Genomic DNA, 13,456 nt, shown 5'->3' on the forward strand with positions numbered 1-13,456 from the left:
GTTCTCTCCGTACTTCACGAAAGGCAGAATCAATGGCAGAGCACGACGACGAGGCCCCCACGGCGGGCTCGGCTGTCGAGAAGCGTGAGCCTCGACAGGTCTCGGCCGGCACGGCGGTCGTGACGTCCGACGTGTTCCAGAACCCGGGCGAGCCGCCTCACCGCGATCGCGTCACCGACATCGACCCCAAGGTCGAGAAACGTGCCGAGCGTCAGGTCAGCCTGTTCTTCTTCCTGTCGATCGTCGGAAGCATCGCCGCCATCGGCGCCTACGTCGCGTTCCCGATCACGTCGGGCGATTCGGGCTCGGTCCGACTGAACAACTTGTTCCTGGGGCTCGGCATCGCCCTCGGCCTGCTGTCGGTCGGAATCGGTGCGGTGCACTGGTCCAAGACGCTCATGCCGGCTCGAGAGATCACGGAGATGCGCCACGACACGCGCGGCTCCGAGCCGACGCGTGAGAAAGCCGTCGAGGTCTTCGCACTGGGCAACCACGAGAGCGGCTTCGGTCGCCGTTCGCTCATTCGCAACAGCCTGATCGGTGCACTCGTCGCGACTCCCCTGCCTGCCGTCGTGCTGTTCCGCGACCTCGCCCCAGCCGAAGACCCCAATGCCGTCCTGCGCCACACACTGTGGGAAGAAGGCATGCACCTCGCCGCCGACCCCTCCGGCACGCGCATCAAGGCGTCGGACGTCACCCTCGGTTCCGTGTTCCACGTCATCCCCGAGAACCTCAACGAATCAGAACACCTGCTGGAAGAGAAAGCCAAGGCGGCCGTCCTTCTCATGCGCCTCAAGCCGGAAGACCTCAATCCGGCCGAAGGACGCGAAGACTGGCAGTACGACGGAATCGTCGCCTACTCCAAGATCTGCACGCACGTCGGGTGCCCCGTGGCCCTCTACGAACAGCAGACACACCACCTGCTCTGCCCCTGCCACCAGTCCACGTTCGACGTGACGAACAACTGCGAAGTCATCTTCGGGCCCGCCAAGCGCCCCCTGCCGCAGCTGCCCATCACTGTCGACGCCGACGGGTACCTCGTCGCGCAGAGCGACTTCCACGAACCTGTGGGCCCGAGCTTCTGGGAGCGCGAAAAGTGATCACCACCACACCGGCACACGGTGCCGAACCGGCCACGTCCGAGAACATCGGCAAGGCTCCTGCCTTCGCACCGACGAAGACCAACAAGTTCCTCGGTGCCACGGCGAACTACATCGACGAGCGCACGAGCATGTCCGGCCTGGTCAAAGAGGTGGGTCGCAAGATCTTCCCCGACCACTGGTCGTTCATGTTGGGCGAGGTCGCGCTCTACTCGTTCGTCGTCATCTTGCTCTCGGGCACGTTCCTGACGTTCTTCTTCCAGCCCTCGATGGCTGAGGTCAACTACAACGGTTCGTACGTTCCGCTCAAGGGCCTCAACATGTCGGCCGCCATGGCGTCGACGCTCGACATCTCGTTCGACATCCGTGGTGGCCTTCTGTTCCGCCAGATCCACCACTGGGCTGCACTGCTCTTCGTCGCGGCGATCATGCTGCACATGCTGCGCGTCTACTTCACCGGCGCGTTCCGCAAGCCTCGTGAGATCAACTGGGTCGTGGGCTTCACGCTGTGGATCCTCGCGATGGCCGAGGGCTTCACCGGGTACTCGCTTCCTGACGACCTCCTCTCCGGGAACGGCGCGCGCATCATCGACGGCATGATCAAGGGCATCCCCGTGATCGGCGTCTGGATCTCCTACCTCGTGTTCGGTGGCGAGTTCCCGGGTACCGACATGGTCGGCCGGTTCTACTCGCTGCACATCATGCTGTTGCCCGCGCTGTTGATCGCCCTCCTGGGCGTGCACCTGCTGTTGCTGATCATCAACAAGCACACGCAGTTCGCCGGCCCCGGCAAGACGAACCAGAACGTCGTCGGCGTGCCTGTCATGCCCGTGTTCGCGGCGAAGGCCGGTGGATTCTTCTTCATCGTCTTCGGCGTGATCGTCCTGATCGCTTCGCTGTTCACGATCAACCCCATCTGGAACTACGGGCCCTACGACCCCTCCCCCGTGTCGGCAGGTACCCAGCCCGACTGGTACATCGGCTTCGCCGACGGGGCCCTGCGCCTCGTGCCCCCGGGGTGGGAGTTCGTCGCCTTCGGCTACACGGTCTCGATGAACATCCTCGTGCCGATCACGGTGCTCGGTCTCTTCATCGTCGTCGTCCTGCTCTACCCGTTCTTCGAGGCCTGGGTGACCGGCGACAAGCGCGAGCACCACATCCTCGACCGCCCCCGCAACGCCCCGACACGTACCGCCATCGGTGCAGCCGGCATCGTGTTCTACGCCAGCCTCTGGGCGGCGGCGAGCTCCGACATCATGGCGACCCACTTCCACCTGTCGTTGAACTACGTGATCCATGCCTGCCAGGCAGCTCTGATCATCGGCCCGTTCATCGCCTTCTGGGTCACGAAGCGTGTCTGCCTCGCCCTGCAGAAGAAAGACCGCGAGATCGCATTGCACGGCTACGAGTCGGGACGCATCGTCCGTCTGCCCGGTGGTGAGTACATCGAGGTGCACGAGCAGCTCGACGAGTACGAGCGCTGGCGTCTCCTCGACTTCAACGAGTACGAGCCCCTCATGGTCCGACCGAACGCCAACGGCAAGATCACGGCTCTGCAGCGGGCCCGTGCATCGGCGTCGTCGTTCTTCTTCGAGGACCGCATCGCCCCGGTGAAGCGCTCCGAGATCGAGGCATCGCACCACGACGAAGGCCACTGACCTTCGGTAGTCCCTCTGGGCCCGGTTGCACGCTCCGTGCAGCCGGGCCTTTGGCATCTCCCGGGGAGCCGACATGCCCCGCTGGCCGCACTCGAGGGGAGCTACCAGCTGCGCCTCCGGCTCAGCTACTCCTGCTCCGGCATGCACTCCGAAGCGGCAGCCCCACGGTCAGCGGTGATCATTTCCGCCCCGTCGTGACAAGCTCTACCGCTTCGGCAGATCGTGGCAGCGTCCACGACACCCGCTTCGGGCGCTCGGCTACCGCGGCCGGCCAGGGCCTCTTCATGTCGCCACAACCAGATGCCCACCAGGAGGACCTCGCCCGCTCGACGGCCTGCCGTCCTCCTTTGTGCCCGCCCGACAAATGACTGACTCCCTGTCGTCCGCAGTCGAGGAGTCCGACAGGTCCCTCCCCCGCACGCGGTACCCGTGCCGGCGCTCGTCGTCGACACGACGTGACTCGGCCCTGTCCTCGCCGGTTCCTTCCCGCCCGCCTGCAGTCCCGGACTCGACCTCCCGGCGCTCCTCTTCCTGCCCTCATCGGACAGCGGACTGCGGTCCTCGCCTCGCAGAGCATGGTTCGGCCGGTCCCCCATCACGCTGAGACGCTTCGTGCTCGCGCCAGGTGAGAGCTACTTCCTGGGCGCACGCGGCGCGCAGATGATCAGAGCTGCTCTGCGGGCGTGACCCACTGCCGGTGGACGGTGCGCTGCGCGCTCCCACCGACTCTGCCGACTCTGCCGTAATCGGCCACGCGTGGGCCGCAACGGCTCTCGGGCCGGGCCCTCGTCGCGCCACGAGCTTCCTGTGCCGAGTAGCCGCGCGGACGCGTTGTCGCGACGAGCTCCACATGCAGCCCATGCCGGAAGACGTGACCCTTGCTTCATCGAAGTGGTCACATCTCCGTGCTGCGGTCTGGCTCTCCGTCGCGGGGCGGTCTGGCTCTCCTTGATCCGCTGTCCAGGGCGTCGGGAGACAAGGACCCGGCAACAAGCGCCTCCTGCTGACGCCAGCAAGGTTGTCACGACCCGCGCCACCCACCGTTCTCGCGGAACTACCATCGGTCGTGGGGCCTAGGTCGTGAAACGGCCAGGATCATGAACGACGGCCGGAGAGGGTCCCTCGAGGATGCTGGTGTGGTGAGACTCGCGCCAGAAGCCCTACGCCAGGCGCCAAGCGCCGGGCACCGGGCGCCGGGCGCCAGAGGACAAGCGCCAGACGACGAAGGGCGCCGGTCCGAAGACCGACGCCCTTCCCGCTCGGACGAGCAGACGAACTAGTGTGCGAAGTTACCGCGGTAGTACTCGTAGACCCAGCCGACGAGAGCCACGGCCGTCAGAGCAGCACCGATGTAGATGATCCACATGCCCGCGGCCAGCGCCAGGAAAATGAGGCTGCAACCAGCAGCGAGGATGATGGGCCACCACGACCACGGGCTGAAGAAGCCCATCTCGGGGTCACCGTCGTCGATGTTGGCGTCCAGACGGTCTTCAGGGAGCTCGCCCCCCTGGGTGGCGTGCGAGCGACCCATGTAGAACGCCAGGAAGGCCCCCAGCATGCCGGCGAGACCGATGCCGAGCGTGCCCGCCCATTCGACCTGACCGGTGTCGAGCAGGCTCCACAGCACGTAGACCGCGCACATGAGGAAGAAGAAGATCGCGAGGATCCAGAACAGCGTCGCGTTGGTCTTCATCGGGGCTATTTCACTTTCTCGCTGGACGCGTCGTACGTGGGGGCGTCAGGTGCGTCCTTCACGGGCCCGATGCCGACGGGCAAACCGGCTTCGGGGTGGTTCAGGTCGAATGCCGGCGACTCGGAACGGATGCGAGGGATGGACGTGAAGTTGTGTCGCGGCGGGGGGCAGGAGGTCGCCCACTCGAGCGAGCGCGAGTAACCCCACGGGTCGTTGACCTCGACCTTGGGCGCTCGACGAGCCGTGATGTACACGTTGTAGAGGAACGGCAGGATCGAGACGCCGAGCAACATGGCACCGATGGTCGAGAGCTGGTTCATCCACGTGAAGTGGTCTTCGGGCTGGTACGTGGCGTAGCGGCGGGGCATGCCCATGACGCCGAGCCAGTGCTGCACGAGGAACGTCGTGTGGAATCCGACGAACAGCATCCAGAAGTGGATCTTCCCGAGACGCTCGTTGAGCATCTTGCCCGTCCACTTCGGCCACCAGAAGTAGAAGCCGGAGAACATCGCGAAGACCACGGTGCCGAAGACCACGTAGTGGAAGTGCGCCACGACGAAGTACGTGTCGGACACGTGGAAGTCGAGTGGCGGCGACGCCAGGATGACACCGGTGAGACCACCGAAGGTGAAGGTGATCAGGAACCCGATCGCCCAGAGCATCGGCGTCTCGAAGGTCACCGAGCCACGCCACATCGTGCCGATCCAGTTGAAGATCTTCACACCGGTGGGCACCGCGATGAGCATGGTCATCAGGGAGAAGAACGGCAGGAGGACGGAGCCGGTGACGTACATGTGGTGGGCCCACACCGTGACGGACAGGGCCGCGATCGAGATGGTGGCGTAGACGAGCGTCTTGTACCCGAAGATCGGCTTGCGACTGAAGACCGGGAACACCTCGGACACGATGCCGAAGAACGGCAGGGCGATGATGTAGACCTCGGGGTGGCCGAAGAACCAGAACAGGTGCTGCCAGAGGATGGCACCGCCGTTGGCGGGGTTGAAGACCTGGGCGTCGAAGACGCGGTCGAAGCCGAGTCCGAAGAGAGCAGCAGCCAACACAGGGAAGGCCATGATCACGAGGATCGAGGTGATCAGGGTGTTCCAGGTGAAGATGGGCATGCGCCACATGGTCATGCCCGGGGCACGCATCGAGACGATCGTGGTGATGAAGTTGACCGAACCGAGGATCGTGCTGAAGCCGGTGAGGCCCAGACCGAACACCCAGAGGTTTCCACCCAGCCCGGGTGAGAACGTCGTGTCGCTCAGAGGTGCGTAGGCGAACCAGCCGAACGAGGCAGCGCCCTGCGGGGTGAGGAAGCCGGCGACGGCGATGATCGAGCCGAAGGAGTACAGCCAGAAGGCGAAGCCATTCAGACGGGGGAACGCGACGTCCGGCGCCCCGATCTGGAGCGGCATCAGGACGTTCGCGAAGCCGGAGAACAGCGGGGTCGCGAACATGAGCAGCATGATCGTGCCGTGCATCGTGAAGAGCTGGTTGTACTGCTCTTTGGTGGCGACGATCTCGAGGCCGGGTGCGAAGAGCTGCGCGCGGATGATCAGCGCCATGACGCCGCCGAGGCAGAAGAAGAGGAACGACGTGATCAGGTACATGTACCCGATGGTCTTGTGGTCGGTCGACGTGATCCAGTTGACGACGACGTTGCCCTTGCGGCCGACCTTCGATGCACCGAAGTTCTGACCGGACGAGGTCCCACCGGTGGTGGGGCGGGTGGCGGTGGCTGAGCTCATCGAACCGTGCCTTACTTCTCGGAGTCTTCGGTGCCGGCGGCGTTGGCAGGTGCCTCGGTGCCCGGCTGGTTGGTGTTGGTGTTGTACTGGTCGCCCAAGAGGCCGGTGTTTCCCTCGGCGTCGAGCGTCTGCAGGTACTGGTCGTACTCGGACTGCGACACGACCTTGACGTTGAAGAGCATCAGCGAGTGGTATTCGCCGCACAACTCAGCGCATTTTCCGCTGAACGTGCCTTCTTTCTCGGGCGTGAAGTACATCGAGTTGGTCTTGCCGGGGATCGTGTCCTTCTTGTAGAGGAAGTCGATGATCCAGAAGGAGTGGGCCACGTCGCGCGACTTGAGGTCGATCTGCACGGTCTTGCCGACGGGGAGGTAGAGCTCGGGGAGCTGGCTCTCGTCGATCGTGCCGTCACCCAGTTCTTGCGCCTGGATGCCCTGGTAGTAGACGCTCTCGTCTTCGTTCTGCTGGTCGATGTAGTTGAAGTCCCAGGCCCAGCGCTTGGCGTAGACGTCGATCTTCACGTCAGGGCTCGCGGTGGGCGCCTCGATGGCTGCCTGGTCGCGGGCGGTGAAGGCGAAGAAGCCCAGCACGAGGATCAGGGGCACGACCGTGTAGAAGATCTCGATCGGCATGTTGTAGCGGAGCTGTACGGGCAGGCCCGTCTGGCCCTTGCGCCGGCGGTACGCCACGCACACCCAGATGATCAGGCCCCACACGATGACACCGACGATCAGCAGCACGATCCACGAAGTGACCCAGAGGCCGATGACGCGGTCCACGTGGTTGGTCGTGCCCGCGGTGGTGGGCAGCCACCCCTGCAGCTGGTCGGTGGTGCACCCCGCTAGCACGAGAGCCAGGACGACTGCCATGGGGGCGGCAGCCCAACGAAGACGGCGGTTAGAACGCACTGTTACCTCTCGGATGACACGACAGTGGGGGGTGTTCCCAGTGTTGACGGGGACCTGCCTAGCTTACTCGCAGGTTCGACCCCCCAGCGCACGGCACGCGCCGGAAGCCTCTCGACGTCGAGCGAGAACGCCCCCCCGGACATGCGAGAGGGGACCACCCTCGCGGATGATCCCCTCTCGACCGACGACCGGGAGCCGTCACGCGACGATCAGTGGAAGCTGTCGCCGCAGGCGCAGCTGCCCTGCGCGTTGGGGTTGTCGATGGTGAACCCCTGCTTCTGGATGGTGTCCTCGAAGTCGATGGCCGCACCGTCGAGGTAGGGAACGCTCATCTTGTCGACGATGACCTCGACGCCGTCGAAGTCGACGGTCGCGTCGCCGTCGAGCATGCGCTCGTCGAAGTACAGCTGGTAGATGAGTCCCGAGCAGCCGCCGGGCTGGACCGCCACGCGGAGGCGAAGGTCGTCCCGACCCTCTTGCGTCAGCAGGCTCTTCACCTTGTCCGCGGCGGTGGACGTGATCGTCACGCCGTGCGCCTTCGCGTCGACGGGAGCGGTTGCGATGTCGGTCATGGTGCCTCCTTCGGGCCGGGTCGAGTGCGGGGCACTCGTCGTCGACCAGTGTAAGCAGCCGTGGGCCGGTTTTGTTCCGGACCCGCGCCTCCCCCGCTCGACAACGGTGCCGAGGAGGCGCGGGTCGTGCCAGTCAGCCCCTCGCGTCGAGGCGCGCCAGCAGGATCGCCTCGCTGAGGATGGCCCGATGCAGCACGCCGAGGTGTTGTGATTCGTTCGGGCTGTGCGCCCGGGTGTCGGGGTCCTCGACGCCGGTCACGAGGATCTGCGCCTCGGGGAAGGTCCGGACGAGGTCGGCGATGAACGGGATCGATCCGCCGATGCCCGTCTGGACCGGCGCCTCGCCCCAGCCCTCGGTCATCGCGACGGTGGCGTCGGCGATGGCCGTGCCGGTGGTGTCCACCAGGAACGGATCACCCTGGTCGACGTCGTCGATCTGCACGTGGGCGCCGAACGGTGCGTGTGCCCGCAGGTGCGCCTCCAGGGCGGCGTAGGCGTCCTCGGCGGTCTGCCCGGGAGCGATGCGGGCGCTGATGCGGACCGACACCTCGGGGCTCAGCGTGTTGGAGGCGTTGGCGACCGACGGTGCATCGATGCCGGTCACGGTGATCGACGGCTGCGACCACACCCGACTCAGGATCGGACCGCGGCCGATGGGGGTCACGCCCTCGAGCAGCCCGCTCTCGTCCCGCAGCTTCTGCTCGCTCTGCTCGGGGTGATCGGCCTCGCGACTCGTCAGCCCGGCCACGGCCACGCTGCCGTCGTCGTCGTGGAGGGTGGCGAGCAGCTTCACCATCGCCAGCATGGCGTCGGGGACCGCCCCGCCGAGCATGCCGGAGTGGGACGCGTGGGCCAGGGTGCGGACGGTGAGGCGGAAGGTCACGTTGCCGCGCAGGCCGACGGTGATGGCGGGCACCGTCGTGCTCCAGTTGTCGGAGTCCGCCACGACGATCACGTCCGCACGCAGCTCGTCCTCGTGCTGCACGAGGAAGTCGGCGAAGGAGCGGGAACCGAACTCCTCCTCGCCCTCGATGAACAACGAGACGCCGACGCCGAGGTCGCCCCCGAGCACCTCGTGCACCGCTCGGAGGGCCGCCACGTGCGTCATCACGCCGGCCTTGTCGTCGGAGGCCCCACGCCCGTACAGCCGGTCGCCCTTGACCGTCGGCTCGAACGGAGGGGTGTCCCAGTCGGCGTCGTCGCCCTGCGGCTGCACGTCGTGGTGCGCGTACAGGAGGATGGTCGGCTTGCCGTCGCGAGCCGCTCGGCGGGCGAGCACGGCGGGCTGGCCGAGGGTTCCGGTGCCACCGATGGGGGCCCTGCTCACGGTCACCTGGTCGAAGAGGCCCGTGCCCTCGACCAGGGCGGCGACCGCGTCGGCGCTGCGTCGCACCTGCTCGGGGTCGAAGGCGTCCCACGAGACGGAGGGGATGCGCACGAGGGCGCCGAGGTCGGCGATCGTCGCGGGCAGACCCGCGTGCACGGCCTCCGCGAGTTCGCTGACAGTACGGGGATCGGTCGGTCGGACGGGATGCTGCGAGTCGCTCATGCAGGTAATCTTAGGAACTCGGACAACCCTGAGGATCTCCCGTGGCCAAGCCAGACAGCAAGACGACCGAGACGACCACCGTCGCCGAGCCCGAGTCGACCGCGGTCGGCAAGGGTCGCCCGACGCCCACGCGACGCGAGCGCGAGGCCGCCAACCAGAGGCCCCTCGTCGCCTCGGGCAAAGAAGCCCAGAAGGCACAGCGGGCCCGTCTCGCCGAGCAGCGTGACCGTGCCCGCGTCGGCCTCGCGAACGGCGAGGAACGATTCCTGCCCGACCGCGACAAGGGCCCGCAGCGTCGCTTCATCCGTGACCACGTCGACGCGCGCTTCAGTGTGGGCGAGGCCATGATCCCGATCATGGTCGTCGTCATCGCGATGACGCTCGTGCAGTCGGCCGCCATCCAGTCGATCACGCTGCTCGTGCTCTGGGGGTTCTTCGCCCTCGCCGTCGTCGACTGCCTCATCGTCGGTCGCAGCGTCAACCGCAAGCTCGCCGCCAAGTACGGCGCCGAGAACGTCCGCAAGGGCAACCGCTGGTACGCCGCCATGCGCGCGATGCAGCTCAAGCCCATGCGCCTGCCCAAACCGCAGGTCAAGCGCGGCGACTACCCCACCGCCTAGGCGCGTCACCCCGGACGACGAACGGCGTCACCCCTGGTGGGTGACGCCGTTTCGCGGTCTCGGCCTCGTCCGCGTGAGATCTCGTCAGGCCGAGGGTCGACGTCGCCGCAGGGCGACGAGCCCTCGGTTGACCTGGCGCGCCCAGAGCGGCCCGCGGTAGAGGAAGGCCGTGTAGCCCTGCACCAACGTGGCCCCGGCGCGCAGTCGTTCGTCGACGTCCTCGGCGCTCGAGACGCCCCCGACGGAGATGACGCACGTCTCGCTCGGGACGGACTCCCGGACGAGCCTCAAGACCTCGAGGGATCGCGTGGCGAGCGGCGCACCCGAGAGGCCACCGGCTCCCGCGGCCTCGACCACGGACCCGTCGGTGACGAGGCCCTCTCGCGACACTGTCGTGTTGGTGGCGATCACGCCCGCCAGGCCGAGCTCGGTGACGAGGGCACCGATCCGACGGACCCCCTCGTCGTCGAGGTCGGGTGCGATCTTGACCAGCACGGGGGTGTTCCCCGCGGCGTCGCGGACGGCCTCGAGGAGCGGGGCGAGCCTGTCGAGCTCTTGCAGCCCCCGGAGTCCGGGTGTGTTGGGCGAACTGACGTTCACCGCGAGGTAATCGGCGAGAGGAGCCAGGAGGCGCGTGCTGGCCAGGTAGTCGTCGATCGCGTCGTCGACGTCCACGACGCGACTCTTCCCGATGTTCACGCCGATGACGGGCCGTGACGGAGCCGATCGTGCCCGGCTGAGTTCGAGGGCCGCCGCGTGGGCGCCGGAGTTGTTGAACCCCATGCGATTCACGACGGCGAGGTCGGGGACGAGCCGGAAGAGCCGAGGGCGGTCGTTGCCGGGCTGTGGCCGAGCCGTCACCGTGCCCACCTCGACGTGCCCGAACCCGAGGGCGCCGAGACCGGCGATGCCCTTGGCGTCCTTGTCGAAGCCTGCCGCGACGCCGAAGGGGGAGGCGAAGTGGAGTCCGAGCGCCTCGACGGCGAGGGACGGCGCCGGGGCCGTCAGGCGTCCGACGACGCCGGCCAGGCCCACCTTGGGGATCGCCTTGATGACCCGGAAGGCGAGATGGTGGGCGTCCTCGGGGTCCATCTTGGCGAAGACGACGTCGAAGAGGACGCGGTACGGGGTCCTCACTCGTCGACCGACCGGGTGGGGAGGGGACGGGACGCGTGCTCTTCGCGCAGTTGACCGATCGAGGCCTCGAAGTCCTCGAGCGAGTCGAAGGCCTGGTAGACGCTGGCGAAACGCAGGTAAGCCACCTCGTCGAGGTCGCGGAGCGGAGGCAGGATGGCCAGACCGATGTCGTTGGCCTCGATCTGCGACGCACCGCTCGCCCGAACGGCCTCCTCGACCTTCTGCGCCAGGACGGCGAGGTCCCCGTCGGTCACCGGGCGTCCCTGGCAGGCCTTGCGAACGCCCGAGATGATCTTGTCGCGACTGAACGGTTCGAGGACGCCGTTGCGCTTCACCACGTTGAGGCTCGCGGTCTCGGTCGTGCTGAACCGACGACCGCAGTTCGGGCACTGCCTGCGACGACGGATCGACGTGCCGTCGTCACTGGTGCGGGAGTCGACGACTCGGGAGTCGGGGTGGCGGCAGAAGGGGCAGAACATGGTGCGGCCAGATTATCGGACGCCGGGGGCGACGTCGGACGCCCGGGCCACCCGGGTGCCCGCCCGCGGGGACCGTGCCCGGTTCAGGGGCGCGACAGCCTGGCCGCGACGGCCTCGCCGTGGGCGGGCAGCAGCTCGGCGTTCGAGAGCGCCACGAGCCGCTCGGCCACGACACCGAGGGCTTCGGCGTCGTATCGGACGATCTGCTGGGGTCGGAGGAACGTGAACGCGCCGAGCCCGGACGAGAAGCGCGATTGCCCGCTGGTGGGCAGGACGTGGTTCGAACCGGCGAGGTAGTCACCCAGGCTGACGGGCGTGTCCGGCCCCACGAAGATCGCGCCGGCGTCGGTGATGTCGGCCAGGACGGCGTCGTCGTCGCGGGTCTGCACCTCGAGGTGCTCCGGCCCGTAGGCGTTGCTGAACGCGGCGGCCTGCCGGAGGTCGTCGACCAGGACCACCGCCGACTGGCGACCGGAGAGGGCGGTCCGGACTCGCGCGGCGCTCAGCGTGCGGGGCACGAGCCGGGTCAGTTCGGCGACGACGGCCTCGCCGAAGGCGGCCGAGTCCGTCACGAGGACGGCCGAGGCCTCCTCGTCGTGCTCGGCCTGGCTGATGAGGTCGACGGCGACCAACGTGGCGTCCGCCGAATCGTCGGCGATGACGAGGATCTCGGTCGCACCGGCCACCGAATCGATGCCGACCCGACCGCGCACGAGCTGCTTCGCAGCGGCGACGAAGTTGTTGCCGGGGCCCGTGATGACCTGGACCGGCTCGAGCTCGAGCTCGGGCACGCCGTAGGCGAGCGCACCGATCGCCCCGGCACCACCGATGGCGTACACCTCGTCGACTCCCAGCAGGCCGGCGGCACCCAGGATGACGGGGTGGACTCCCCCGCCGTGTTCGCGCTGCGCGGGCGACACGAGGGCGATCGACGACACCCCCGCCACCTGTGCGGGGACGACGTTCATGACGACGCTGGAGGGATACACGGCTTTGCCGCCGGGGACGTAGACCCCGGCGCGTGTGACGGGCTGCCACCGCTGCTCGATGACCGCGCCCGCCGCGGGTCGGGTCGTGGTCGGCGACGGGACCTGGGCGCGGCTGGCCTGCGTGACGCGCGCGATCGACTCGACCAGCGCCTCCTTGACCAGGGGGTCGAGGGCCGCGACGGCGTCGTCGATGGTCTGCGTCGCGACGCGGAGGGTGTCGGGGCGGACGCCGTCGAAACGTGCCGCCTGATCACGAAGGGCAGCGGCACCCCGCTCGCGGACGTCGTCGACGAGACGCCGGGCGGCGTCCGTCGCGGCCCCGACGTCGGCGTGGGACCGCGGGACGAGGTCGAGCAGCTGGGCGTGGGTCGGCGCGAGACCGCGCAGATCTGTGGTCTGGATCATGGCCCGTCCAGCCTAGTCAGTAGGGTCGGGAGCATGACGGACGACAACGCGACGACTTCGCGGCCCGACGGCTCCCTCGAGGCGTTCAAGGACGCCTTCCGACGCCACGCCGCCGGCGTCGCGATCGTGACGGCGCGTGACGGCGAAGGCACCCCGGTCGGGTTCACGGCCACGTCACTGGCGTCACTGGCCGCCGTGCCGCCGCTCGCGACCTTCAACATGGCCAGGACGGCGAGTTCATGGCCTGCACTCACGGAGACGGACCAGGTGATCGTGCACCTGCTCGGCCTACGGAACCGGGACCTCGCCCACCGCATGGCGGGTCCCGCCGCCGAGCGCTTCGCCGGTGACCACTGGACCGACGGGCCGAACGGGGTGCCGCTGCTGACGGGCGTCACCGCGTGGATGACCGGGACGATCATCGAGCGGCTACCCGTCCACGGCAACGCCGTCGTGGTCGTGCGCATCGGGACGGGCGGCGTGGGCGAGGACGACGACGCCCTGCTGTACCACGACCGCCGCTACCTGAGACCCGTGCACCTCGAGGGCTGACACCGGGCTCACCTCGCGTCGACAGGCGGGTGCCGAACACCTG

Annotated in this window: 12 protein-coding genes; 4 read left to right on the top strand and 8 right to left on the bottom strand. The window is 67.6% G+C overall.

Annotated elements, in window-relative coordinates:
* Positions 1 to 32: 32 nt before the first annotated feature.
* Together ASE87_RS05765 and ASE87_RS05770 are read left to right on the top strand one after the other, a co-directional pair.
* Positions 33 to 1,100, top strand: coding sequence for a ubiquinol-cytochrome c reductase iron-sulfur subunit (locus tag ASE87_RS05765; RefSeq protein WP_043594939.1), 1,068 nt, complete (start codon positions 33 to 35; stop codon positions 1,098 to 1,100).
* A 47-nt stretch (positions 1,101 to 1,147) separates the two neighbouring features.
* Positions 1,148 to 2,758: a cytochrome bc complex cytochrome b subunit gene (locus ASE87_RS05770; RefSeq protein WP_043595069.1), complete on the top strand. Its 1,611-nt coding sequence runs from the start codon at positions 1,148 to 1,150 to the stop codon at positions 2,756 to 2,758.
* A 1,276-nt stretch (positions 2,759 to 4,034) separates the two neighbouring features.
* Here ASE87_RS05770 and ASE87_RS05775 read toward each other — a convergent pair.
* The 5 genes from ASE87_RS05775 to ASE87_RS05795 all read right to left on the bottom strand — a co-directional run bounded on the left by ASE87_RS05775 (position 4,035) and on the right by ASE87_RS05795 (position 9,231).
* Positions 4,035 to 4,451 (bottom strand): cytochrome c oxidase subunit 4, encoded by a 417-nt coding sequence (locus ASE87_RS05775; RefSeq protein WP_043594938.1) that lies wholly within the window; start codon positions 4,449 to 4,451, stop codon positions 4,035 to 4,037.
* Between the two features lie 5 nt (positions 4,452 to 4,456).
* A complete protein-coding gene (ctaD, locus tag ASE87_RS05780; RefSeq protein WP_082059957.1) occupies positions 4,457 to 6,202 on the bottom strand; it encodes a cytochrome c oxidase subunit I in 1,746 nt (581 codons plus the stop codon).
* An 11-nt stretch (positions 6,203 to 6,213) separates the two neighbouring features.
* Entirely contained in the window at positions 6,214 to 7,071 is an 858-nt protein-coding gene (gene coxB, locus ASE87_RS05785) for a cytochrome c oxidase subunit II (protein WP_082059956.1), read from the bottom strand.
* 248 nt (positions 7,072 to 7,319) lie between these two features.
* Entirely contained in the window at positions 7,320 to 7,682 is a 363-nt protein-coding gene (gene erpA / locus ASE87_RS05790; protein WP_043594936.1) for an iron-sulfur cluster insertion protein ErpA, read from the bottom strand.
* 133 nt (positions 7,683 to 7,815) lie between these two features.
* A complete protein-coding gene (locus ASE87_RS05795; RefSeq protein ID WP_056226578.1) occupies positions 7,816 to 9,231 on the bottom strand; it encodes a dipeptidase in 1,416 nt (471 codons plus the stop codon).
* A gap of 41 nt (positions 9,232 to 9,272) precedes the next feature.
* On the opposite strand from ASE87_RS05795, the gene ASE87_RS05800 reads away from it, so the two are divergent.
* Entirely contained in the window at positions 9,273 to 9,851 is a 579-nt protein-coding gene (locus ASE87_RS05800; RefSeq protein ID WP_043594934.1) for a DUF3043 domain-containing protein, read from the top strand.
* 84 nt (positions 9,852 to 9,935) lie between these two features.
* Here ASE87_RS05800 and ASE87_RS05805 read toward each other — a convergent pair whose 3' ends face one another.
* The 3 genes from ASE87_RS05805 to hisD form a co-directional block, all read right to left on the bottom strand.
* Positions 9,936 to 10,988 (bottom strand): quinone-dependent dihydroorotate dehydrogenase, encoded by a 1,053-nt coding sequence (locus ASE87_RS05805; protein WP_255350912.1) that lies wholly within the window; start codon positions 10,986 to 10,988, stop codon positions 9,936 to 9,938.
* Positions 10,985 to 11,467, bottom strand: a complete 483-nt coding sequence (gene nrdR, locus ASE87_RS05810) for a transcriptional regulator NrdR (RefSeq protein ID WP_056226580.1) — start codon at positions 11,465 to 11,467, stop codon at positions 10,985 to 10,987. The genes ASE87_RS05805 and nrdR overlap by 4 nt, the downstream gene beginning before the upstream one ends.
* An 83-nt stretch (positions 11,468 to 11,550) precedes the next feature.
* Positions 11,551 to 12,861 carry a histidinol dehydrogenase gene (gene hisD / locus ASE87_RS05815; RefSeq protein ID WP_056226582.1) on the bottom strand — a complete coding sequence of 437 codons (1,311 nt, stop codon included), beginning with the start codon at positions 12,859 to 12,861 and terminating at the stop codon, positions 11,551 to 11,553.
* Positions 12,862 to 12,894: 33 nt separating this feature from the next.
* On the opposite strand from hisD, the gene ASE87_RS05820 reads away from it, so the two are divergent.
* Positions 12,895 to 13,413: a flavin reductase family protein gene (locus ASE87_RS05820; RefSeq protein WP_043594931.1), complete on the top strand. Its 519-nt coding sequence runs from the start codon at positions 12,895 to 12,897 to the stop codon at positions 13,411 to 13,413.
* Positions 13,414 to 13,456: the final 43 nt, after the last annotated feature.

Source organism: Frigoribacterium sp. Leaf44 (genome assembly GCF_001421865.1).
In the GTDB taxonomy this organism is placed as follows: Bacteria; Actinomycetota; Actinomycetes; order Actinomycetales; family Microbacteriaceae; genus Frigoribacterium.

Excerpts from the sequence above, each read along its gene's own strand:
- ASE87_RS05765 (WP_043594939.1), top strand. The coding sequence starts at position 33 with ATGGCAGAGCACGACGACGAGGCCCCCACGGCGGGCTCGGCTGTCGAG.
- ASE87_RS05775 (WP_043594938.1), bottom strand. The coding sequence starts at position 4,451 with ATGAAGACCAACGCGACGCTGTTCTGGATCCTCGCGATCTTCTTCTTC.
- ctaD (WP_082059957.1), bottom strand. The coding sequence starts at position 6,202 with ATGAGCTCAGCCACCGCCACCCGCCCCACCACCGGTGGGACCTCGTCC.
- coxB (WP_082059956.1), bottom strand. The coding sequence starts at position 7,071 with ATGGCAGTCGTCCTGGCTCTCGTGCTAGCGGGGTGCACCACCGACCAG.
- erpA (WP_043594936.1), bottom strand. The coding sequence starts at position 7,682 with ATGACCGACATCGCAACCGCTCCCGTCGACGCGAAGGCGCACGGCGTG.
- ASE87_RS05795 (WP_056226578.1), bottom strand. The coding sequence starts at position 9,231 with ATGAGCGACTCGCAGCATCCCGTCCGACCGACCGATCCCCGTACTGTC.
- nrdR (WP_056226580.1), bottom strand. The coding sequence starts at position 11,467 with ATGTTCTGCCCCTTCTGCCGCCACCCCGACTCCCGAGTCGTCGACTCC.
- hisD (WP_056226582.1), bottom strand. The coding sequence starts at position 12,861 with ATGATCCAGACCACAGATCTGCGCGGTCTCGCGCCGACCCACGCCCAG.
- ASE87_RS05820 (WP_043594931.1), top strand. The coding sequence starts at position 12,895 with ATGACGGACGACAACGCGACGACTTCGCGGCCCGACGGCTCCCTCGAG.